Raw genomic sequence first — 22,532 nt, 5'->3', positions numbered from 1 at the left:
CTAGTCCAGCGTCTGGATGCGCAGCGCTGTGATGCGGTTGCCTTCCCGTGCGGTCACCTCGAACCGAAAGCCGTGGAAGCTGAAGACCTGTCCGACGGTCGGGATGGTCTGGGCCTCGTGGATCACGAGGCCCGCAACGGTGTTCGCCTCTTCATCCGGCAGATTCCAGTCAGTGGCCCGGTTCAGGTCGCGGATCGTCATGGCACCATCGATATGGAAATGCCCGTCTTCCCCGCGCTGCACGGCGTGTTCGCTGTCCGGGTCGAACTCGTCCGTAATTTCACCCACGATTTCTTCTAGAATATCTTCGAGCGTGATGAGGCCTTGAAGTGAACCGTATTCGTCCACAACCAGCGCAAAGTGGGTGCGCATGCGCAGAAACTGCCGCATCTGGTCATCAAGGGTTGTGGTTTCCGGCACAAAATACGGGGCCATCGCCACCTGACTGATGTCGAAGGATTTGAGCGCACTCGCGTCGCCCTCGGGTCCACCGATCACCTGATACATGGCGCGCAACAGATCCTTGGCGTGGATCACGCCGGTGATGTTTTCCTGCTCTCCCCGGAAGACGGGCAGGCGGGTGTGGTTGGATTTGAGGCATTGTTCGAGGATGGCTTGCGGCTCATCCTCGGCGTCGATCATTTCGATGCCAGAACGATGAAGCATAATCTCCTCGACCGTGCGGTCGCCTAAATCCAGTGCGCCAAGGATACGGTCGCGGTCTTCTTTCTCCACGACGCCTTCGGAATGACCGAGTTGCAAGGCACCCGCGATCTCCTCGCGCACGGCCATGATGTGGCTGTCGGGGTCAATCTGGACCCCGAACAGGCGCAACACACCGCGCACGAGCAAACGAACGGCGGCGACGATCGGCGAAAAGACAGTGACGACCACGGAAATTGGACGCGACACCAGCGATGCGGCAGTTTCGGAGTTGGTGATGGCGTAGGTTTTGGGCAGCACTTCGGCGAAGATCAGCACCAGAAGTGTCATCACCAGTGTGGCCAGTGCCACACCGGATTCGCCAAAGGCCCGTGTGAAGATGGCCGTCGCCAGCGACGTGGCCAGGATGTTCACAAGGTTATTGCCCAGCAGGACGGAGCCGATCAGCCGCTCGTTGTCCTCGGTGATCTTGAGCGCGCGTTCAGCCCCCGCAGAGCCGCGATCCGCAAGACCGCGCAGCTTGCCACGTGACGCAGCTGTCAGGGCCGTCTCGGAGCCGGAGAAAAAGCCGGACATGACCAACAGGCCAAGGATCACGGCGCTTGTGATCCAGAACGCTGCATCCAGCGCCGTTGTGGGGTCTTCCATTCGTGATTTATCCTTTGATCGCCCTTGGGTTATGGGGGTGTGAGGCGACGCAATCAAGGGATGCGACACCATGCGCGTGCAGGATCTGGGGCAGATTGAGGGGCCTGTGTTGGTCTTTGGCGGACCGTATTCCAATTTGCAGGCCACGCAGGCGGTGTTGGCCGAGGCGCAGGCGCGCGGCGCTTACGCCATCTGTACCGGTGATGTGGTCGCCTATTGCGCGCGCCCCGCCGAGACGGTGGCGGCGATCCGCGCTGCCGGGTGTTCGGTGGTGGCTGGCAATTGCGAAATACAGTTGGCCGCGGGCGCAGCTGATTGCGGGTGTGGATTTGATGAGGGCACGGCGTGTGACCTGCTATCCATGGGGTGGTACGGGTTTGCCGATACACGCGTGGGCCAAGCAGACCGGGCCTGGATGGCCGGATTGCCCGATGTCCTTACCTTCACCCATGCTGGTGCGCGCTATGGCGTGATCCATGGCGGCGTAACGGATGTGGCGCGGTTTTTGTGGTCATCGTCGCCCGCGGATGCGCTTGAAGGCGAATGGGACGCGTTGGAGGTGGTTGCCGGGCCGGTGGACCGCGTTCTTGCCGGGCATTCCGGCATCGCGTTTGAGCGGGAATTGAGCAAAGGGCGTTGGATCAATGCAGGCGTCGTGGGCATGCCGCCCCACAATGGGACATCTCAGACCGAGTTTGCCACTGTTTCAGATGGTGATGTGGCATTGCACCGGTTGAACTATGATGTGCAAGCCGCTGTGAATGATATGGAAAGTGCAAGCCTAACCCACGGCTACGACATCACGTTGCGCAGTGGTTACTGGCCGTCCGAGGATGTCTTGCCACCCGACTTGCGACTGTCCTTGGCCAGTGGGTGATGATCCAGCACAAGCTGTGTCAGGCGTTCGTCAACGACGTGAGTGTATATCTCGGTCGTTGCCACATCGGCGTGGCCCAGCATGGTCTGGATCGCGCGCAAATCTGCGCCACCCGCCAGCAGATGGGTGGCAAAGGCGTGGCGCAGGGTATGCGGCGTGACCTTGGACGGGTCCACGCCGCCATGGACAGCCAGTGATTTGATCCGAGCATAGAACCAGTGGCGCGTCAGATACCCCGACGCCCCGCGTGAGGGAAAGAGAAACCGGGACGGCGGGGCGCCCTTGTCCTCGCCCGCGCTTTGCTTGTCGTCGCGCACACTGATCCAGGCCCTCAATGCGGCGCGCGCCGGTGGCGACAGGGGCACCATGCGTTCCTTGCCGCCCTTGCCGAGGATCAGCAGCATTTGCGGATCGCCCCGCGCGGAAGATACGGGCAGGCTGACCAACTCACTAACCCGCATGCCTGTTGCATAGAGTAGCTCCATCAGGCACGTGTCGCGCAGCTTGTCATGATCGCCGCGCCCAAAGGTGCGTGCGGCAGCCAGCAAGCGATCCACCTCTTCTTCGTCCAGTGTCTTGGGCAGGCGTTTGTCCTGACCGGGGCTGGCGATCTGGATTGCGGGGTTGTCACTGCGCCAGCCTTCCTCAAATGCGAACCGATAGAGTTGCTTGATGGCAGAGAGGCGCCGCGCGCGCGTCGACTTGGCAAGGCCCTGCGCGTCGCAATGGATCAGGTAGGCTTCGATCTGCGCCGTGCTGGCCTTTTCGAAATCGGCCGCCTGACCGGCAAGCCACGCGTCCACATCCTTGAGGTCGCGGCCATAGGCCAGAAGCGTGTTGCGCGCAGCCCCAAGTTCGGCGGCTTGCGCGTCAAGGAAGGTGGAAATCCAGCGGTGACTCATCCCGTCCCCTCCAGCAACAGAACCTGAAGAGCGGTGCGGCGTGCGACATCCTCAAGCCCCAAGGCACGCAAGGTGGCCAGCCCCGTTGTCAGCTGCGCGACGTCACCTGCAGTACCTGCATGGGTGAGCGCAATGGTGCCCAGCAGGGCGGCCCCCAACGCACCGGACTGCGCTTGCGCCACGATATCCGGGTCTGCCGGGGCGTCCGAAAACGCGGACAGGACCGCCGCTTCGATACCTTCGGCTGTCAGATCCGGCGGCACTGTGCCTGTTGCCACAGCCGTCAGGATGGGTCGGCTCAGCGCGCGGGATGGGAAGGTAACGCTTGCGTTTTCGTAGGCTGGCGACAACAGCAGAACGTCGAAGGCGCGGTCGGCAGTCGGGCCACTGACCACAAGCGCAGACAGTTTATCAGCAAACAGCGCTGCGAATACGGTTTGCAATCGGACATCGCGCATGGCCTGCCAAGCGCTTGGCAATGTCTTGGAAACGGCATCGGCACTGCCGGTACCCAAGGCCGTTTCAAAGCGTTGCACCGCGGCAGCGCGGTCCCATACCCCGCCCGAAGCGGCTGGACGGCGCTGCGTATAAAGTCCCAGCAGCCTGTTGTCGCCCAAGGCACCGCGTGCTGCCAAACGCTCTGCCGCCTCCAACTGGGCCTTCCATCCGGCGGTCTGGGACAGGTCGGCATTGGCATAGGCTACAGGCCAGCTGCGTGTCGGGATCGGCGTTCCAATTGCTTGGAACAGACGGAAGGCGAGTGGATCAGGAGTGGCGGGAACGGGCAGGGGCGGTTCGCCTTCGAACAGGTCCGGATCAAGAAACCGCTCCAATGCGTCGGCCATGGCAGGCTCGATCAGGCCAAGAACGCGCGATGTCCCGAGGACAAGAACGGCATTGTCCCATTCGCCAGCGCGCGCGGCACAGAAGACATCATGCGCCTTGCCGGGCGACAGGGCAGGGTTCTGCCTCAATATTGCACATGCACCGCCTTCGGTGCCTGCGATCAGCGACAGATCCATGAAGCGGGCAAACAGGGCCGGATCGCGGTCGATGGCCGTTTGCTCCAAAAGGGCTAGGGCCGGATCCAAAGCGCCAAGCCGTGTCAGAGCGTCAATGCGCGCCACATCAAACATCGTGGCATCGCCGCGTGGCGGGTTGGCTTCTGCCAGAAGCAACGTCAACGTCAGGGACTGCAATGCAGGCAAGGGGGCATCGGGCAGCCGTTCCACCGCCCGGCTCAGGTTCGCACCAGAACTGGACGACCAAAGCGTGTCTGGAAGACCGGTGACGTTGGATGGCGCGAGACCAACCCGTTGAGCTGCCGCATCGCCAAGCGGTTTGACCGTCACCGCTGGCACATTGCCGTTGCTGGTGACGTTTGGCTCTGTTGGGGCGGGTTGCGCGGCTTGTATGGCCTCTTGCGTGTCGAGCCAATCGATCACGCTAAGCGGCGCCGTTGCCTGCTCTTGCCCACTCAAGGTTGTGCCTGCGCACAAAAGCGCGGCCAGAAGCGCGCAGGACTTATTCCGCATCCAGTGTCACGGGCAAACGTGTTTCATCCTGAGGGGGCGAAAAGTTGGCCCCGAAATACTCACCCACGTAGGCATAGCCAACAAGCCCGATGAATCCGATGATCGCGAGAAAGATCAACAGCTTGAATAGACGGATCATGTGTTCGACTGCCCCAGAATTCTTAGTGGTGTTTCTTTGTTTTGCTCAAAGCATATATGGCCTTTTTTACAAAATCACGTCATTGACGGGCATATGAGCGAAAATCAGCAGAATAGTGTGGTTGAGGCCGGTTTTCGATTGAAGAAGACCGTCGTCATGGTCGGAATGATGGGTGCCGGCAAGACTGCCGTCGGACGCGGGCTGGCTGTGCGCTTGGGTGTGCCTTTCCTGGACAGTGATGCAGAGATCGAATCTGCTGCCAACATGACCGTGCCTGAAATTTTTGAGCGCGACGGTGAGCCGTTTTTTCGGACCAAGGAAACGCAAGTCATATCACGTCTTTTGGATGAGGAACGGGGCATCCTGTCCACTGGGGGCGGGGCCTTTCTGGCCGAGGAAAATCGCGCAAATATCTCGGAACGGGGTGTGTCGGTCTGGCTGAACGCTGATCTTGCGCTGCTGTGGCAACGGGTTCGGCACAAGGACACGCGACCGTTGCTGCGCACGGCTGACCCGCGCGCGACGCTGGCTGAGATCTATTCCGCGCGCGTGCCGCTTTATGCGCTTGCGGATGTGACGGTGCCCTCTATGCCCGACCTGAGCATTGATGAAATGGTGGACCGGGTGATTGCGACGCTTTTGGCCGAACGTCCCGATGTTTTGGAGAAAGTGGATGCGTGAGACAGTGCATGTCCCGTTGGGGGACCGCGCCTATGATGTGCTGATCGGGCCGGGCCTTTTGGCCGAGGCCGGGCCGCTGATTGCGCCGCTTTTGCCCCGACCGCGCGTGGCTGTCGTCACAGAAAGCCGCGTGGCTGCCCTGCATCTGGATGCCTTGTGCGCTGGTTTGGCCTCTGCCGGGGTCGAGGCTGTTGCTCTTGAGCTGCCGCCCGGAGAAGCGACCAAGAGCTGGGCGCATCTGGGGCAGGTGACGGAATGGTTGCTGGATCAGAAGATCGAACGGCAGGACGTTGTCGTGGCATTGGGCGGCGGTGTGATTGGTGACCTGGTAGGCTTTGCCTGTGCCATTCTGCGCCGAGGCGTGCGTTTTGTTCAGGTGCCGACGTCTTTGCTGGCGCAAGTGGACAGCTCTGTCGGTGGCAAGACCGGGATTAACACGGCGCAGGGCAAGAACCTCGCCGGAGCCTTTCACCAGCCCAGCCTTGTACTGGCCGACACGGATATGTTGGGGTCGCTGTCCGAGAGGGATTTCCTGGCTGGCTATGGCGAAGTGATGAAATACGGGCTTCTTGGCGATGCCGCGTTCTTTGCATGGCTCGAAGCGAACGCCCCGGCCATGGCCGCTGGTGATATGGCTTTGCGTGTGGCCGCCGTAAAGCGGTCGGTCGAGATGAAGGCGGAGATTGTGACCCGGGACGAGACGGAGCAGGGCGACCGTGCCCTTCTGAACCTTGGGCACACGTTCTGCCACGCGCTTGAGGCGGCGACCGGGTATTCAGATCGCCTTTTGCATGGCGAAGGTGTCGCTGTTGGCTGTGGTCTGGCCTTCGAGTTGTCGTCCCGTCTGGGGCTGTGTTCGCAAGAGGATCCCAGCCGGGTGCGTGCCCATATGAAAACCATGGGCATGAAGACGGATATCGCCGATATTCAAGGTGATTTACCGGATGCTGCTGGTCTGTTGGACCTGATGGGGCAAGACAAGAAGGTCGTGGCCGGCACGTTGAATTTCGTCTTGGCGCGCGGGATTGGCGAGGCGTTTGTGACCTCGGACGTTCCGCGCGACGTGGTGATGTCAGTGTTGGAGGACGCGCTTGCGGCGCGTTGAACAATCCCAGGAGGTGCCCGGATGACCCCGGAGAAACTGAGAGAACTCTACGGCGCGCCTCACACGCTTGCCGCTGCCAAGGTGATTTCGACATTCGATCACCATTGCCGCCAGTTTATCGAGCATTCGACTTTCCTGGTGCTTGCGACGTCGGACGGAAAAAATCTGGATGTGTCGCCCAAGGGCGATCCGGCGGGATTTGTCACAGTCGAATCGGATACGACGCTCTTTTTGCCTGACCGCCCCGGCAACAATCGGATCGACAGCCTTTTGAACATTCTGGCGCATCCGAAGGTCGCATTGGTCTTTATGATCCCATCCGTGACAGAGACATTGCGCGTCAATGGAACCGCAGAGATCAGCGATGATCCTGCACTTTGCGACCAGTTTCAGGTCAACGGGCGCAGTCCCAAGACGGTGGTGCGGATCACAGCAGATGAAATTTACACGCATTGCGGCAAAGCGCCGTTGAGATCCGGTCTGTGGAAGCCCGAGACATGGCCCGTGGAACGGCCCGTGCCGACGCTCCTCGACATCCTGAAGGATCACACGGCGATGCCGGTGGAGAACACGGACCAAGAGGCGGTGGACGAGGTCTACGCCCGATCAATGTACTGAGTGTCCGCCCTTAAAAACAAAAGGCCCGCGATATTGTCGCGAGCCTTTCTTTTCTCTGATGTGATGATCAGAACGGGATTTCATCGTCCAGATCACGACTGGGTGCCGGGCTCGGTTGGCTGCTGCCACCACCGCCGCCGCCGCCATAGCCTCCATCGCGATCATCATACCCCATCTGGCCGCCGCCACCACCGCCGCCAAAGTTGCCACCGCCGCCGCCTTCACTGCGCCCATCGAGCATCGTCAGTGTCGAGGTGTAGGGGCGCAGCACCACTTCGGTTGAATACCGATCCTGGCCCGATTGATCCTGCCATTTGCGGGTCTCAAGCTGGCCTTCCAGATACACTTTGGACCCTTTTCGCAGATACTGCTCGGCCACCCGCGCCAACGGTTCCGAGAAGATGGCAACCGAATGCCATTCCGTGCGCTCCTTGCGCTCGCCCGTGTTGCGGTCTTTCCACGTTTCGGATGTCGCGATGCGCAGGTTGCACACCTTGCCGCCATTCTGGAATGTCCGCACCTCGGGATCGCGTCCCAGATTGCCGATCAGAATGACCTTGTTGACGGACCCTGCCATGTTTTTCCCCTTTGTCCTTTGCCGAGCTGATTCCGTGCCGCGGCCTTGCGTTCTGGCTAGACTACACATGGTTAATGCAGACTTAAATCTCAGAGGTGGCAAGTCGGCGAAAAACTCGTATATTGCGCGCCAAGAAACGGTGACAGTGTACGATCTGGGGATTGGGTAAGATGCGAGCACTCTGGGCTGGGGCGATAATCGCCGCCTTCTTGGCTGAGGCTGGAGCGGCGCAAAACCTGTCGTCCAAAAGCCGCAACACGTTATTTAAATCGCAAACCAGCGTTTTGGACACCCGTGCAGCCAAGCAGTACTCCAACTCCGTTCGATTGCAGCCACCCAAGGTTGTCACACCCACCAAGTGGGACACCGAGACCAAGAAGTACCGTGGCAAGTATCGCGGACCGTACCTGACACTCGCCAAGGATGCGGCAAGGCGGCACGGTGTGCCAGAGGACCTGTTCCTGCGGCTTGTGCAGCAGGAAAGCGGCTGGAATTCCAAGGCCAAATCTCACAAAGGGGCATACGGTCTGGCGCAGCTCATGCCCGGCACGGCGCGCAGTCTGGGCGTTGATGCCAAGGATCCCGCGGAAAACCTGGAAGGCGGCGCGCGGTACCTCAAACAGCAATACCGAACCTTTGGCAGTTGGCGCCTTGCATTGGCCGCGTACAACGCCGGACCCGGTGCCGTGAAAAAGTATAACGGCGTGCCGCCATTTCGCGAAACCCGGAATTACGTGAAAATCATCTGGGGCAGCTAAACCCCGTCGACGATCACAGTTTACGCTAAAAACGCCAGCCGCCCCTTCATCGCGCTTTTTTCGCCATAAATGTGCCACCCGATGCACGTAAGCCGAGAACCAAGTAGCGATACAGGGGCAAACATGAAACCGGGACAATCCACATTCGAAGAGCGCCTTGGGCGGATCAACAGCGGCAAGGCGTTGAACGCAAGTGATGTCGTCATCGAACGACCCAAACTCATTCACACGGCCTATAAAGAACGTCGGTTTCACCTTGATATGTTGGCTGCGGGCGGAATGGCCGGGGGGATCGCGGGATTGCTGTTCTCGATGAACATCGGGTTCTTGTTCATTATCACGCTGGATTATTTGACGCTTTACGGCTTGATACTCGCGGATGCCAAGATGGCGGCCTACATCGGCGCCGTCGTCATCGCACCTGTCGCGTTCTTGTGGACGCTTATTTTTTCCCGCACAGCGCAACGCGCATGGCAATTCTGGACCGCTTACTGCGCAGGCGTGGTCGCTGCGAACTTCACCGACCTGCGGTATTGGGCTGAAACGGTTGTTATCCCGGGCTTTTGGCAATCCGTGCAGAACTACACAGCCGCCACGGGGTGAACACGCTTATTCGGCTGCGATCTTAATCACAGGCTCCATCCGGGCCAGAATGTCGTCCGCCAGATGGCACTTGACCTGATGTCCTTCTGCAAGATGGCGCACGGGCGGAACCTCTTTCTCGCACAAGCCCCCTGGCACATCGGATTTCCACCGGCACCGCGTCTGGAACGGGCACCCGGGTGGCGGGTTCATGGCCGACGGAATATCGCCTTCTAGGACGATGTGCTTTTTCTCGACCGACGTGTCCGCGATGGGAACCGCACTCAAAAGCGCTTCGGTATACGGGTGGTAGGGCGGCGAGAATACCTGTTCGGTTGAGCCGAGTTCGACCACATGGCCCAGATACATCACCATCACCCGGTCGCTGAGATAGCGCACGATAGACAGGTCGTGGGAGATAAACAGCAGCGTGGTTTTGTGTTCGCGCTGAATTTCCATCAGCAGATCTGTGACAGCGGCTTGAACCGACACATCCAAAGCCGATACAGGCTCGTCCGCGACAACAATACGTGCATCACCGGCAAAGGCCCGGGCGATGCCGACACGTTGTTTTTGACCGCCCGACAACTGCCGGGGCATCCGTTCGGCAAAGGCGCGGGGCAGTTTCACAAGGTCCAATAGCTCAAGCATGCGCTGCCAGCGCTCGGCCTCGTTCTTGCCGATCTTGAAGATTTCCAGCGCACGCACGATTTGCCGTCCGACCGTCATGGACGGGTTCAGCGTGTCGAACGGGTTCTGGAACACCATCTGAACATCCGCCACCGTTTGGGTGTCGCGCTCCTCAATCGGCACGTCCTGAATCGCCTTGTTGCCAAGGGTGATTGTGCCTTCGGTCGCGGTTTCCAGACCCATCAACACCTTGGCAAAGGTGGATTTTCCGCACCCAGACTCGCCCACGATAGCAAGCGTTTCGGATTCGCGGGCTTCGAAGCTGAGCGTCTCATTGGCCTTCACAACCTTTTTCTCACCAGAGGAAAACAGCGCGGAAGCGGCAACTTCGTAGTACTTCTTCAGCTTGTCCATCTTCAGGACGACGTCGCCCACTTCGCCCTTTTGCTTCTGTTCGCCAAGTGTGATGGGCGCATTCCAGTCGATCTCTTGGAACTTGAGGCAGCGGGTTTCGTGGCTGCCATCCTCGTTCGCGGGGAACATTGGGATGGCTTTCTTTTCGTTGCAGAGGCCGTCTTCGAAATAGTCGCAGCGGGGGCCAAAGTTGCAGCCGGGCGGGCGTTCATGGGGCAGGGGGAAGTTGCCAGGGATCGCCACCAGCGGGCGCGCGTTCTTGTCCGCGCCGGGCAGCGGGATCGACCGGAACAGCGCCTGCGTATAGGGGTGCTGCATCTCGTCAAAAACCTGTTTGATTGACCCGCGTTCCACCGCTTCGCCGGAATACATCACGCAAATGCGGTCACACGTCTCAAGCACCAGACCAAGGTTGTGGCTGATGAACAGCATCGAGGTGCCGTATTTCTTGCCCAGATCCTTCACCAGCTCGACCACGGCGGCCTCAACGGTCACATCCAAAGCAGTCGTCGGCTCATCAAGGATCAACAGCGACGGCTCTGACATCAGTGCCATGGCGATCACGATACGCTGTTGTTGCCCGCCTGACAGCTGGTGCGGGAACGCATTCAGCATCCGCTTGGGGTCTGGCAGTTTCACATCCGTGACCACCTGGAGCGCACGGTCATAAGCGTCCTTCTCCGACATGCCCTGGTGGATCATGGGCACTTCCATCAGCTGTTTGCCGATCTTCATGGCAGGGTTCAGGGACGCCATCGGCTCCTGATAAATCATAGCGATCTCGGACCCGCGGATGTCGCGCAGTTCCTCGGCGCTCATCTCTTGCAGATCGCGGCCCTTGAATTTGATGGATCCGCCTACAATGCGTCCGTTCTTGCCAAGATCCTGCATGACCCCAAGCGCCACGGTGGATTTGCCACAGCCGGACTCACCAACCAGTCCCACGGCCTCGCCCGGCTGTACTGTAACAGAAAAGTCCATCACCGCCGGGATTTCCCGCAGCCGCGTAAAGAAGGAAATGCTCAGCTTGTCGATCTCAAGGATCGGTCCGTCATAGTCCTGTTTCGCCATCTTCTTCTCTCCCGTCAGGCCGTGAAGTTTGCTCACTTCATCTTGCCAGATAAACTTCGGGGGTCCGGGGGCTGGCCCCCGGTCCCTCCGTCTCAACTCAGTCCTTGAGGCTTTCTTCGCGCAGCCCGTCCGCCAGCAGGTTCAAGCCCAACACCAGCGTCAGAAGCGACACGGCAGGGGCAATGGCGGCATGCGGATAAACCGCCAGCAATCGCCGTCCCGCGTTGATCGTGGTGCCCCAATCCGGGCTTTCGGATTCCAGACCCAGTCCAAAGAAACCCAGCGTTCCCAACAGGATGGTGGTGTAGCCAATGCGCAGGCAGAAATCGACGATCAGGGGACCACGCGCGTTGGGCAGGATTTCCCACAACATGATGTACCACGGACCCTCGCCGCGCGTTTGCGCCGCCGCCACATAGTCTCGCGTCTTGATATCAAGGGCGAGCCCCCGCACGATCCGGAACACGGTGGGCGCATTCACGAACACGACCGAAACAAAAACCACCAGAATGCCGGGATCGATGTTGAACAGATCAACAGCATTGGGCAGGCCCGGGATGCGGTAGGTGTCCGTGGAGACAATCGAACCACCGGTCGAGATCAGGGACAGGTAGATCCACGCCAAGACTCCCAGCACCACGATAAGAAGTGGTGTCCGAAAACTCGGCTGCGTGTAGTAGCGCGAGTTCAGAAGTACCGCGATGAAGATCAGGGGGAAAATGAACAGCACCGTTGCCATATAATTCGGAATGCCTGTCGCCACGATCTCTGGTGTGACCAGCAGATAGAACAACAGGATTACGGGGAAGGCCAGGATCAGGTTGGCAAGGAACGACAGGATCGTGTCGAGGCGGCCGCCGTAATAGCCTGCAGGCAGACCCAGCGTGATGCCAACCATGAACGCAAAGAGCGTCGCAAGCGGTGCGATTTGCACCACCACCCACGCGCCTTTGAAGAGGCGGCTGAAGACGTCTCGCGCAAGGTTGTCGCCACCCAGAAGATACCAGGCATACTCACCCTCTTCAGCGCCGCGCAGTGGTGTGCCCGGCACCTTGTTCTTCATACCGGAAACCTGTGACAGGCTCTCGTGGGTTGTGATCCAATCGAGGACGCCAGCCATGACGCCCGCATAGACCCAGAACATGACCAATGCGAAACCGATCATGCCAACGGTGGAGTCAAAGAGTTTGCCGTACAGACCCAGCTTGCGTTTGAACTTGATCGACAGAACGAAGGTGACAATCAGAGCGATCCACACCGGCAAGAGCTGTTGGCTCATGCCGCCGATGATGCCAGCCGTGTCTGGTCCGCCGAACACGCCGACGGCGATATAGCCAAGAACGACAAGCAGAAGTCCGGCCCCCAGCCACCGGGTCGCTATCGCGGACAGATCATACGCTCCGCCCGCTGAACTGAGTGTGCCGTCGGGGTTGGTGATCACACGCGCGCCGCCGGTCGCAAGGCTCAGTACGATTTGCACCACCACCGCCACTAGGAAAACAGCGGAAAGTACATACAGCACCGGGTCCAAAAATTGCCCAAGAGGGCCGGTCCATGTCAAAGGTTCCATGGGTTAGCCTCCTTATGAAATGCGAATGCGCGGGTTGAGGAAGATGTAGCCGATGTCGGATATCAACTGCGTGATCAGCACGACGACCACGGACACGACCGACACGGCCAGCAAGAGCTCGATGTCGTTGTTGCCTGCTGCCTGCACCAGCAGCCAGCCAAAGCCCTTGTAGTTGAACAGTGTCTCGACAATCACGACGCCATTCAGCAACCACGGGATCTGCAGCATGATCACCGTAAAGGGCGCAATCAACGCGTTCCGTAGTGCGTGTTTCAGAACGATGTTGCCAAAGCTCACACCCTTAAGGCGCGCCGTTCGGATGTATTGTGCTGTCATGACTTCGGTCATGCTCGCCCTTGTCATCCGCGCGATGTAACCCATGCCGTAAAGGGCGATGGTGATCACCGGCAGTGTGAAGTTTTCAAACGTGGCGTTTTCAATGGCCTGCGTGGCCGACCCCTTGAACCACTTGAGCCCAAAGGCGGATGACGCAAACACGGCGATGAAGATCACACCGGACACATATTCCGGCGTCGCCGTGGTCGCGATGGAGAAGGTGGACAATGACCTGTCCAGCCCAGACCCCTCACGCATTCCTGCAAGCACACCCACAAGCAGCGACATTGGAACCATGACCAGCAGAACAAATCCCATCAACTTGCCCGTGGCGCCCAACCGGGTGGCCACCAGACTGCTCACATCATCCTTGAACACCAACGAAAAGCCCCAGTCACCCTGCAGAACCCCGCAGAAAGTGGCGCGCTCTTCCATCGGCGCGTTTTCTTCAAAACACTGACCCGTGACGGTCCCGTCGTCTTTTTCGGTCACCCAACCGGGGGCGACCCCCAGCCAACGGCCGTATTTGACAAAGGTGTTGTCGATGTACCCCCGGTCGTCCAGCCAGCTCGCCACGGCTTCGTCCGACATGCGGAAGTTGCCTTGGGTCTTGGCCAGTTTTTCAAGGTTCGGATAAAGATTGGTCAGAAAGAACACGATAAATGTCAGGCAAAGTGCCGTTAACAACATCACGCCCAGTCGTCTGAGTATGAAAAGTCCCATATGTCGCCCCTGTTGGGTGGCTTGTGACGGATTTTCCGCCGTTGATTGACGCCGGGCGCGGCTTGTTTTGATTTAGCGCCTCTGACGTGGCCGCTTTGGGCCAGAAGTGTCTGGTGGTGGTGTTGCCTACACGAATGTCCCCTCGTGACCGACTTGCCCGCATTGTTGCGTCCCGCGCGGTACGACATCCCCCAGGGCGTGTCGCCAAAGTGCGCTTGTGCTGTCGTTGTTGTTCCCTGCGTGCATGAGGCAACAGATGTGCACACAGGTCAACGGTACGGTTTCAAAAATCACGATACATTTACGACATTTGCCTATCCCATTTGCGACATTGCCGACGCTTAGGGCATTCGGCCTGCTGTTTGTCTATCGTGCCGCCTTGCGCAGAGCCGTTGGCGTTTGGCCGGTATGTTGCTGCATGAACCGCGTAAAATACGCAGCTGATCCAAACCCCAGATGCCGCGCGATATCCTGCGCCGGCACATTGGTTTCAACGAGTGCCGCACGCGCTGCGTACAGAATACGCTCTGTCAGAAGGTCCGCTGCCGTGCGGCCGGTGGCAGCCTTGCACGCGCGGGTCAGGTGGGTGGCTGTGACGTTCAGCGCCGCTGCGTGATCGGCCATTGTCAGCCCGTCTGCATGTTGCCGCGTCACCCGCTCGCAAAACCGCGCGCTCAGGCGCGCCGCGGCATTCATCGCAATGGGCAGATGATCAGGTTGAGAAATCTGGCGTCGCAACCAGACCGACATCAACGCCATATGCGCGTCAATCGCGTCTTGTGCCAAAGCGCGCCCTTGCGTCATTTCGCGTTGCGCCGCTTCGAATATGCCAGTGAGTTCGGTGATCGAGGTCACCTCGCGGACCCGCAATTGACGCGGGCCCGTAGGCAGGCGGATCTCGGTCCCATCGGGAATGAGCGCCATCATACCGCTGCCTTGGCGCCCTAACTCCAGCGAAAAGAGCGTGCGGGGCGGGATCGTCAAAGCGTTATGTGTGCCGACGCCTCGCCGCGTACCATTGAGCAGTAGTCGCCCCTGACCACGGGTGACCCAGATGATGACATGCTCTGGTCGGTCATGCGCAAGCGACAGACGCCAGTCCTGTCCAGCGGTCACATGGCTGAGCGGCTTTATCTCAATCGGAGGAAGGGACATGGGCGACTTGTCCGTTTTCTTCAACTCAACTCGGCGTTTGCAGTATCAATTCAGCGTCGATCTGCAAATTAAGTCAAGTTCAGCCCAGGTCGTTCGATGCGACTCGGCGCCAACCTGCCATCCGTGCGCGGAACCATGTGCGCTGACGTTTTGCGTATTGCCGAGTGGCAATTGTGGCGCGTTCCACGGCGGTGGCATGGTCAATCTCGCCGCGCAGGCGGGCCATCGCCTCCGCGGCGCCGATTGCGCGGCATGATGGCAGTGCGGGGTCAAAGCGGTCTTCCATCGCGCGGGCTTCATCCAATGCACCGCCCTTGAGCATCTGATCAAATCGGCGTTCGATCCGAGGCGTGAGCCAGTCTTTCGGGCTTTCAAGAACGATGCCGCTGAACTGACCTGCTGGCAACAGGGCGGGGTTCGTATCATCCTGCCAGTCGGCCAAGGCCCGCCCGGTCGCTTTCTGCACCTCCCAGGCGCGTTGCACGCGGGCGCGGTTCGCAGTGTCGATCCTACTCAGGGTGCCCTGTTCCAGATCGTCGATCATTTCCTTGGTGTCCATGGCATCGGCAGACGCCCGTATTTCAGGCGGCGTTGGCGGAATATCGGCAAGCCCTTCGGTAAGTGCCGTGAAATAAAGCCCAGTGCCACCCACAATGATCGGTCTCGGACCGGACAACAGCAGTGTCACATCTCGCAACCAGTGCCCGGTGGAGTAGGGCGCGTCATACGGCAGATGACCATACAGCGCATGTGGCGCACACGCCTCTTCTTCGACCGAGGGACGGGCGGTCAGCACGCGCCAACAGTCATACACCTGGCTCGCATCGGCATTCACAATCACCCCGCCTTGCGCCTCTGCAATGGCCAATGCCAATGCGGATTTACCTGACGCTGTGGGCCCGGCAATCAGGACAGGCAGATCATTTGGCAAGGATGCGATCAGGTCGCGGATCATGTGTTGTCATCCATTGAAAACCCGCCGCTTTTAGGACAGGTTGCGCGCAAATTGAAAGAGCGGGGGACGCCATGACCGAGACTGAGACACCAACCACCTTCAATCGGGTGATGCTGAAAATCTCGGGCGAGGCGCTGATGGGCGATCAGGGCTATGGTCTGCACCCGCCGACCGTGGAACGTATCGCGCGCGAAGTGAAGGCCGTGCACGACATGGGGGTCGAGATTTGCATGGTGATCGGCGGCGGCAACGTGTTCCGCGGCCTGCAAGGCTCTGCACAGGGGATGGAGCGCACGACCGCCGACTATATGGGCATGCTCGCCACGGTGATGAACGCACTTGCCATGCAATCCGCGCTTGAGGGTCTGGGCGTGTTCACACGTGTTATTTCAGCCATCACCATGAACGAAGTGGCCGAGCCCTATATCCGCCGCCGCGCCGTGCGCCACCTTGAGAAAAAGCGGGTCTGTATCTTTGCCGCTGGCACGGGCAACCCGTATTTCACAACGGACACGGCGGCGACCCTGCGCGCAAACGAGATGTCCTGCGAGGCGATCTTCATGGGCAAGAACGGCGTTGACGGCGTCTATGACAAGGACCCGGCCAAGCATAACGATGCCAAACGCTACGACATGGTGACCTATGACGAGGTGCTGCAAAAGCGTCTGGGGGTCATGGATGCGTCGGCTATCGCGCTCGCCCGCGACAACAACTTGCCGCTGATCGTCTTCCCGCTGGATACACCCGGCGGATTCAAATCGATCCTTGAGGGCAAGGGTACGTTCACGCGCGTTCAGGGTTAAGCGTCAGTGCCGGTGCACGCCGGTGCAGATTTCCTGCGGGCCCTCTGCTTTTTGATGTCTGCCCGGATTTCGTAAAGCCCCGGACCCAACCAGAACAACAGCACGACCGCAAAGACCGGCAGCGTGAACTGTGCGGTCTCCCAATACTTTGTTGAAGCGGGTGCAAAGCAGTAGGTTCTCAACGGATTACAGGGCGCCAGCATGTTGAAGAACGGTATACCTGTTGCCAGCGCAGTCAGCACAATGCCTTTGCCCATGACCCAAAGCGGCGTATTCGGCCTGTGCAGGCTGTCAGACATCTGACCGCTTTCGACATACCGTCCGGCTTCAACCGATTGCGCAAGGCTTCGCACGGTGTCCACGTGCGTCCGGGTCGTGAATTCGTGCAGCATTGCGGAGGCGCGGGGCGAAAAAGCGGCCAGATCCCGCAAGCTGTCCATGGCCATGTCACCGCGCTTGATCCGGTACACCGGCATCGTGTTCAACAGGTCCGCCATGGGCACATTGTGGACCTGCGCCGCGTGTTCCAGTGCATCGCGCCATTCTTCATAATCAAGGCCCAGATCCTCGATGCTCTTGTCGATATCAATGCCTTCGACGGGCACGTTCAGCGTCTCTGCAACGAAGTTTTTCAGAGTAGATAGGGCGTCGGTCATGGGGCAGTGCGCGTGTTCGTTTGTGGTGAACGGTCATGTAACCCGTGATTGTGGCTTGCATATGACGCAGCGCCTGCGTTGCATTGCGGAACCCGCGCATGCACAAGCGTTGCGCGAAACCCCTCTGGCATTCTGACCGCGCCTTGATCTATACCCAACGGAAAGTTGCCCATCCGGGCAGAAGACGAACACGGGGAATGCGATGTCTGACGACTTCATGCTCGACACTGATGACCTTGAGCGCCGTATGGATGGCGCCATGGCCAACCTCAAAACCGAATTTGCATCACTGCGTACGGGCCGGGCCTCGGCCTCGATGCTGGAGCCGGTGATGGTGGATGCCTACGGCTCGATGACGCCGATCAATCAGGTGGGCACCGTGAACGTGCCTGAGCCGCGCATGGTCACTGTGAATGTCTGGGACAAGGGGCTGGTCGGCAAGGTCGAAAAGGCGATCCGCGAGAGCGGTCTGGGCATCAACCCGCAGCTCAACGGCACCATCATCATGCTGCCGATCCCCGAATTGAACGAAGAACGCCGTCGCGATCTGACCAAGGTGGCAGGCAGCTATGCCGAAAACGCCCGCGTCAGCATCCGTAATCTGCGGCGTGACGGGATGGACCAGATCAAGAAGGCCAAGGCCGATGGCATGTCCGAAGACGACGAAAAGCTGTGGCAGGACGAAGTGCAGGAAATGACGGATAAATACATCAAATCCGTCGATACCGCGCTTGAGACCAAGCAGGGCGAAATCATGCAGGTTTGACACCGGTACCTGTGCGGTAACGCGCAGGCAAACGCTCCGGGGGAGCGTTTGAGGTGTCAAGGGGCGGAACCGCTTTAGACGGGCAATCGCCGGTACATTTCTAGGAAAACACCATCGCAGACGCCTCACATACCGGTCCGCGCCACGTCGCCATCATCATGGATGGCAATGGTCGATGGGCCACGCAGCGGGGTCGTCCACGTCTGTTCGGTCACCATGCGGGTGCTCGACGCGTCCGCGAGATTGTGCAGACCTGTCCCGACATCGGCGTCGAATACCTGACCATTTTTGCCTTCTCGACCGAGAACTGGAAGCGCACGCAGGTGGAAGTGGCCGGTTTGATGAGCCTCTTTCGCCGCTACATCTCAAAGGAAGCGCGCAGCCTGAACGAATTCGGCGCGCGTGTTCGTTTCATTGGCGACCGTGTGCGGCTTGATACCAAGCTGATCGCGCTCATGGACGAATTGGAAGGGCTGACCGCCGACAACACGACCGTCAACCTGACCATCGCGCTGAACTACGGCGGGCGAGATGAGGTTGCCAGGGCCACCAAGCGCCTTGCGCGCGACGTGGCCGAGGGCAAGTTGCATCCTGACGAGATGAATGAAGAAACACTGCCAAGATACTTGGACACTTATGTTTTACCTGATCCAGACCTCGTGATCCGCACAAGTGGTGAGGCGCGTATCTCCAACTTCCTTCTGTGGCAATCCGCTTACGCAGAATACGAATTCATCGACACGCTCTGGCCCGACTTCAGCCGCGAGGAATTTACAAGCCTGTGCGCCGCCTATGGCGGGCGGGACCGACGCTTTGGCGGGGTGAAGACATGAACGAGAAGTGGTCAGATCTTGCCGCGCGCATGGGTTCGGGCCTTGTCATGGTCCTGATCGGCATTTGGGGCATCTGGGCGGGTGGGGACATCTTCCACGTTCTGGTCGCGATCATTTGCGGCCTGATGGTCTGGGAACTGGTGCGCATCGTGTCGCCCGACCAGCCCGGCGTGGCCTTGCAGCTGGGCGGGGTGTCAGGTGTGGCAACCCTGCTGGCGGTCTACCTGCCGACTGGCTTTGCGCTACCGCTGCTGTTGGCGCCCTGCATGGTCGGGCTGGGCCAGCTCAAACAAAACCGCTCCACCTACATGATCTTCACCTTGCTCGTGCTTATGGCTGGCTTTGGCATGATGAACGTGCGCGACGATCTGGGCTTTGGCTGGATGGTTTGGCTGGTGTTGGTCGTGGTGGTCACAGATGTTGTCGGCTATTTCGCGGGTCGCATGATCGGCGGACCCAAGTTCTGGCCCCGCGTCAGCCCCAAGAAAACATGGGCGGGCACGGTTGCAGGCTGGATCGGGGCAGGGGTTGTGGGCGCTCTTTTCGCCATCAATACGGGCGCGTCGCTGCAACTGATCGGTGTGTCCGTCGCCGTTTCCATGGCCAGCCAGATGGGGGACATCGCCGAAAGCGCCATGAAGCGGCGCATGGGCGTCAAGGACAGCTCGTCGCTGATCCCGGGCCATGGCGGCGTGCTCGACCGGTTCGATGGTATGCTGGGCGCGTCCGTCTTCTTCCTGATGCTGGGCCAGGTCGCCGCATTCCCCTGGAGCGTGTGATATGCGTCGCGTGTCGATCTTTGGGGCCACCGGCTCCATCGGCCAGAACACCATCGACCTGATCGCACGCGATCCCGAGGCTTATGACGTGGTGGCACTGACTGGCGCGTCCAACATCAAACAGCTCGCAGCAGATGCCATCCGCTTGGACGCGGACATCGCGATTACGGCGGATGAAGCTCGATTGGATGACTTGCGCACAGCGCTCAATGGTTCCGGGGTTGAAGCCGCGGCCGGGCAGGCGGCTCTGACGGAAGCCGGGTGCCGACCTGCCGATTGGGTGATGTCGGCCATTGTGGGTGCCGCCGGGCTTGCCCCGGGCATCTGTGCCTTGCAGCAGGGGGCAACGCTCGCGCTTGCCAACAAGGAATCACTGGTATGCGCGGGACAACTGATCCTGTCCACGGCCAAGACACACAACGCTCGTCTGCTTCCCGTAGACAGCGAACACTCTGCGGTCTTCCAAGCGCTAGTGGGCGAGGACATGAATGCGGTCGAACGGATCATCATCACCGCAAGCGGGGGTGCGTTCCGCGACTGGCCGCTCGAAAAACTGGCGCAGGCGACACTGGCCGAGGCGTCATCGCATCCCAACTGGGATATGGGCCAGCGTATCACCATCGACAGTGCGTCAATGTTCAACAAGGCCCTCGAACTGATTGAGACCAAGGAATATTTCGGCGTCCGCCCTGACCAGATCGAAGTGCTGGTGCACCCCGAATCCATGATCCACGCCATGGTTGGCTTCAACGATGGCGCGCTGATGGCGCATGTCGGGCCGCCCGACATGCGCCACGCCATCGGCTACGCGCTACACTGGCCTGACCGCAAAACGCTGCCGGTGGACCGGCTCGACCTTGCCAAAATCAGCGTTCTGACCTTTCGCGCACCTGATGAAATACGCTGGCCCGCCCTGCGTCTAGCCCGCGAAGTGATGGAACGGGGCGGTCTTTCAGGTGCCGTGTTCAATGCCGCCAAAGAAACGGCTTTGGATGGCTTTATTGGCGGGCGCATCCGATTTCCAACCATGGCTGAAGTGGTCGAAGAAGTGTTGAGCACCACGCCCCCCAGCCATATTGATGCCCCAATGACCCTTGATAACGTGCACGCAGCGGACCAAATGGCACGACAAGCCACCCGCGACGTGATCGAGCAACGAGCAGGATAACACCTTGGACATTTCGGCCCTGATTCCCGCCTTCGGCGGATTCGCCTGGACCATCTTCTTTTTCGTCGTGGCGCTCAGCGTCATCGTCGCCATCCACGAATACGGCCACTACATTGTGGGCCGCTGGTCGGGCATCCATGCGGACGTGTTCTCGATCGGCTTTGGCCCCGTGCTGTGGAGCCGCGTGGACAAGCGCGGCACGCGCTGGCAGATCGCGGCCCTTCCATTTGGCGGCTACGTGAAATTCGCAGGCGACGCCAACGCAGCCTCCGGCAAGGATGAAGGCGCAATGAAAGAGGCCGCGGCCGATCCTGTTGCCTTGCGCCGAACAATGCATGGTGCGCCGCTTTGGGCGCGTGCCGCCACTGTCGCGGCAGGCCCCGCATTCAATTTTGCCCTGTCGATTTTGGTGTTCGCCATCGTCGGCTATTCCAATGGCGTGCCGCGCGATCCGCTTACCGTGGGTGACATCCAACCGCTGCCCATTGAGGTGCAGGAGTTGGAGGCCGGGGACGTGGTGCTTGAGATCAACGGCATCCCGGTGCCAAGTTTTTCTGACCCCGCCTATGGCGCTTTGATGGAAGACCTGCCGTTTGAGCGCGTGCTGGACTACACCGTTGATCGGGATGGTGACGAAGTGGTGGTGCAGGGGCCGTACTTGCGCCCGCCTTTGGTCCGGTCCGTCAGTCCACGCAGTGCCGCACTTGCCGCGGGGCTTGAGCAGGGCGATGTGATCACCTCAATCAATGGCGAAGACGTGTTCGCCTTTCGACAACTGGTGTCGGCGGTCGAAGGGTCAAATGGCGACACGCTTGATCTGGGCGTTTGGCGCAATGGTGAATTGCTTCAAAAAAGCCTGGCCCCGAAGCGTGTGGACGAACCTCAGGACGGCGGTGGATTTGCGACCCAATGGCGGATCGGCGTGGCAAGTGGCAACGCATTTGACCCGGCCAGTGAAACGCCGGGCGTCGTAGATGCGGTCACAGGTGGCGTTGCTCAGACATGGAGGATCATCACCGGATCGATCTCCGGGCTTGGTCACATGGTCACAGGCGCGATCAGTACCTGCAACCTGTCCGGACCCATCGGTATTGCGCAAGTGTCGGGCACGATGGCCAGTCAAGGTGCGCAAAGCTTCATCTGGTTCATTGCGGTTCTTTCAACGGCCGTTGGTCTACTCAACCTTTTCCCGATACCTGCCTTGGACGGTGGTCATCTCGTGTTTTACGTCTACGAGGCGGCGACCGGCAAACCACCAAGCGATGGCGCACTGCGAATCCTGATGGTGTTCGGCCTGGCTCTTGTTTTGAGCTTGATGGTGTTTGCGTTGGGAAATGATCTGTTCTGTCCGTGATCCGATTGTCGGACTTTCTGCCCAATTTTGGTCACATTTCGCCCCACGTCCTGCCGCAATCGCTGCGTATTTATCGTTGCAACCAAAGGACGGAACTATGCAGACGATTCAAACTGGATACCGCGGCTTGAGCCTTTTGATGCTGCTGAACTGGGATCGAGCCTTGTATTGCTTGACCCTGGCCACCGCTTTGGCGGCTGGCGCGTGGCTCGGAAGTCTCTGACCACACGGAAT

Annotated in this window: 23 protein-coding genes; 12 read left to right on the top strand and 11 right to left on the bottom strand. The window is 59.7% G+C overall.

What is annotated here, in order from left to right:
* A complete protein-coding gene (locus tag Q1A32_RS11935; protein WP_299653339.1) occupies nucleotides 1-1,311 on the bottom strand; it encodes an HlyC/CorC family transporter in 1,311 nt (436 codons plus the stop codon).
* A gap of 70 nt (nucleotides 1,312-1,381) precedes the next feature.
* Between Q1A32_RS11935 and Q1A32_RS11930 the strand changes: the two genes are divergently transcribed.
* A complete protein-coding gene (locus Q1A32_RS11930; protein ID WP_299653336.1) occupies nucleotides 1,382-2,188 on the top strand; it encodes a metallophosphoesterase in 807 nt (268 codons plus the stop codon).
* Here the strand turns inward: Q1A32_RS11930 and Q1A32_RS11925 are convergent.
* The 3 genes from Q1A32_RS11925 to Q1A32_RS11915 are packed head-to-tail and all read right to left on the bottom strand — an operon-like array spanning nucleotide 2,128 to nucleotide 4,764.
* Nucleotides 2,128-3,090, bottom strand: coding sequence for a site-specific tyrosine recombinase XerD (locus Q1A32_RS11925; protein ID WP_299653333.1), 963 nt, complete (start codon nucleotides 3,088-3,090; stop codon nucleotides 2,128-2,130). The genes Q1A32_RS11930 and Q1A32_RS11925 overlap by 61 nt on opposite strands.
* Nucleotides 3,087-4,625 carry a hypothetical protein gene (locus Q1A32_RS11920; protein ID WP_299653330.1) on the bottom strand — a complete coding sequence of 513 codons (1,539 nt, stop codon included), beginning with the start codon at nucleotides 4,623-4,625 and terminating at the stop codon, nucleotides 3,087-3,089. The genes Q1A32_RS11925 and Q1A32_RS11920 overlap by 4 nt, the downstream gene beginning before the upstream one ends.
* Nucleotides 4,615-4,764, bottom strand: coding sequence for a hypothetical protein (locus tag Q1A32_RS11915; protein ID WP_299614403.1), 150 nt, complete (start codon nucleotides 4,762-4,764; stop codon nucleotides 4,615-4,617). The genes Q1A32_RS11920 and Q1A32_RS11915 overlap by 11 nt, the downstream gene beginning before the upstream one ends.
* Nucleotides 4,765-4,857: 93 nt before the next feature.
* On the opposite strand from Q1A32_RS11915, the gene Q1A32_RS11910 reads away from it, so the two are divergent.
* Genes Q1A32_RS11910 through Q1A32_RS11900 form a run of 3 tightly spaced genes read left to right on the top strand, consistent with a single transcriptional unit; the run spans nucleotide 4,858 to nucleotide 7,168 of the window.
* Complete coding sequence (locus tag Q1A32_RS11910) at nucleotides 4,858-5,445, top strand: shikimate kinase (RefSeq protein ID WP_299653327.1); 588 nt, start codon at nucleotides 4,858-4,860, stop codon at nucleotides 5,443-5,445.
* A complete protein-coding gene (aroB, locus tag Q1A32_RS11905) occupies nucleotides 5,438-6,550 on the top strand; it encodes a 3-dehydroquinate synthase (protein WP_299653324.1) in 1,113 nt (370 codons plus the stop codon). Before Q1A32_RS11910 ends, aroB begins: the two co-directional genes overlap by 8 nt.
* 21 nt (nucleotides 6,551-6,571) lie before the next feature.
* Complete coding sequence (locus Q1A32_RS11900; RefSeq protein WP_299653321.1) at nucleotides 6,572-7,168, top strand: pyridoxamine 5'-phosphate oxidase family protein; 597 nt, start codon at nucleotides 6,572-6,574, stop codon at nucleotides 7,166-7,168.
* Nucleotides 7,169-7,235: 67 nt separating this feature from the next.
* Here the strand turns inward: Q1A32_RS11900 and ssb are convergent, their stop codons facing one another.
* Nucleotides 7,236-7,745 carry a single-stranded DNA-binding protein gene (ssb, locus tag Q1A32_RS11895; protein WP_299653318.1) on the bottom strand — a complete coding sequence of 170 codons (510 nt, stop codon included), beginning with the start codon at nucleotides 7,743-7,745 and terminating at the stop codon, nucleotides 7,236-7,238.
* A 170-nt stretch (nucleotides 7,746-7,915) separates the two neighbouring features.
* Between ssb and Q1A32_RS11890 the strand changes: the two genes are divergently transcribed.
* On the top strand, nucleotides 7,916-8,503 hold the full coding sequence (locus tag Q1A32_RS11890; RefSeq protein WP_299614409.1) for a lytic transglycosylase domain-containing protein: 588 nt from the start codon (nucleotides 7,916-7,918) through the stop codon (nucleotides 8,501-8,503).
* Nucleotides 8,504-8,626: 123 nt separating this feature from the next.
* Nucleotides 8,627-9,106 (top strand): hypothetical protein, encoded by a 480-nt coding sequence (locus tag Q1A32_RS11885; RefSeq protein ID WP_299653315.1) that lies wholly within the window; start codon nucleotides 8,627-8,629, stop codon nucleotides 9,104-9,106.
* A 6-nt stretch (nucleotides 9,107-9,112) separates the two neighbouring features.
* Here Q1A32_RS11885 and Q1A32_RS11880 read toward each other — a convergent pair whose 3' ends face one another.
* The 5 genes from Q1A32_RS11880 to miaA form a co-directional block, all read right to left on the bottom strand.
* A complete protein-coding gene (locus Q1A32_RS11880; protein WP_299655572.1) occupies nucleotides 9,113-11,200 on the bottom strand; it encodes an ABC transporter ATP-binding protein in 2,088 nt (695 codons plus the stop codon).
* Nucleotides 11,201-11,297: 97 nt separating this feature from the next.
* A complete protein-coding gene (locus Q1A32_RS11875; RefSeq protein WP_299653312.1) occupies nucleotides 11,298-12,770 on the bottom strand; it encodes an ABC transporter permease in 1,473 nt (490 codons plus the stop codon).
* A gap of 12 nt (nucleotides 12,771-12,782) precedes the next feature.
* A complete protein-coding gene (locus Q1A32_RS11870) occupies nucleotides 12,783-13,829 on the bottom strand; it encodes an ABC transporter permease (protein ID WP_299653309.1) in 1,047 nt (348 codons plus the stop codon).
* Nucleotides 13,830-14,195: 366 nt separating this feature from the next.
* Nucleotides 14,196-14,984 carry an AraC family transcriptional regulator gene (locus Q1A32_RS11865; RefSeq protein WP_299653306.1) on the bottom strand — a complete coding sequence of 263 codons (789 nt, stop codon included), beginning with the start codon at nucleotides 14,982-14,984 and terminating at the stop codon, nucleotides 14,196-14,198.
* 79 nt (nucleotides 14,985-15,063) lie between these two features.
* Complete coding sequence (gene miaA / locus Q1A32_RS11860; RefSeq protein ID WP_299653303.1) at nucleotides 15,064-15,939, bottom strand: tRNA (adenosine(37)-N6)-dimethylallyltransferase MiaA; 876 nt, start codon at nucleotides 15,937-15,939, stop codon at nucleotides 15,064-15,066.
* A 71-nt stretch (nucleotides 15,940-16,010) separates the two neighbouring features.
* Between miaA and pyrH the strand changes: the two genes are divergently transcribed.
* Nucleotides 16,011-16,742: a UMP kinase gene (pyrH, locus tag Q1A32_RS11855; RefSeq protein ID WP_299653299.1), complete on the top strand. Its 732-nt coding sequence runs from the start codon at nucleotides 16,011-16,013 to the stop codon at nucleotides 16,740-16,742.
* On the opposite strand, the gene Q1A32_RS11850 is transcribed toward pyrH, so the two are convergent.
* Entirely contained in the window at nucleotides 16,739-17,398 is a 660-nt protein-coding gene (locus Q1A32_RS11850) for an acyl carrier protein (protein ID WP_299653296.1), read from the bottom strand. The genes pyrH and Q1A32_RS11850 overlap by 4 nt on opposite strands.
* A gap of 202 nt (nucleotides 17,399-17,600) precedes the next feature.
* Here Q1A32_RS11850 and frr point away from each other — a divergent pair, with 202 nt between their 5' ends.
* From frr to rseP, 5 genes are all read left to right on the top strand, one after another.
* On the top strand, nucleotides 17,601-18,164 hold the full coding sequence (gene frr / locus Q1A32_RS11845) for a ribosome recycling factor (protein WP_299614419.1): 564 nt from the start codon (nucleotides 17,601-17,603) through the stop codon (nucleotides 18,162-18,164).
* A 113-nt stretch (nucleotides 18,165-18,277) separates the two neighbouring features.
* Complete coding sequence (uppS, locus tag Q1A32_RS11840; protein ID WP_299614565.1) at nucleotides 18,278-18,997, top strand: polyprenyl diphosphate synthase; 720 nt, start codon at nucleotides 18,278-18,280, stop codon at nucleotides 18,995-18,997.
* Nucleotides 18,994-19,776 (top strand): phosphatidate cytidylyltransferase, encoded by a 783-nt coding sequence (locus Q1A32_RS11835; protein WP_299653293.1) that lies wholly within the window; start codon nucleotides 18,994-18,996, stop codon nucleotides 19,774-19,776. The genes uppS and Q1A32_RS11835 overlap by 4 nt, the downstream gene beginning before the upstream one ends.
* Before the next feature lies 1 nt (nucleotide 19,777).
* Complete coding sequence (gene dxr / locus Q1A32_RS11830; RefSeq protein WP_299653290.1) at nucleotides 19,778-20,944, top strand: 1-deoxy-D-xylulose-5-phosphate reductoisomerase; 1,167 nt, start codon at nucleotides 19,778-19,780, stop codon at nucleotides 20,942-20,944.
* A gap of 4 nt (nucleotides 20,945-20,948) precedes the next feature.
* The gene (gene rseP, locus Q1A32_RS11825; protein WP_299653287.1) at nucleotides 20,949-22,298 is read left to right on the top strand and encodes an RIP metalloprotease RseP; all 1,350 of its coding nucleotides are present in this window, start codon (nucleotides 20,949-20,951) and stop codon (nucleotides 22,296-22,298) included.
* Nucleotides 22,299-22,532 lie beyond the last annotated feature (234 nt).

The organism is uncultured Tateyamaria sp., assembly GCF_947503415.1.
GTDB lineage: Bacteria > Pseudomonadota > Alphaproteobacteria > Rhodobacterales > Rhodobacteraceae > Tateyamaria.
This window is presented reverse-complemented; position numbering and strand designations above follow the sequence as displayed.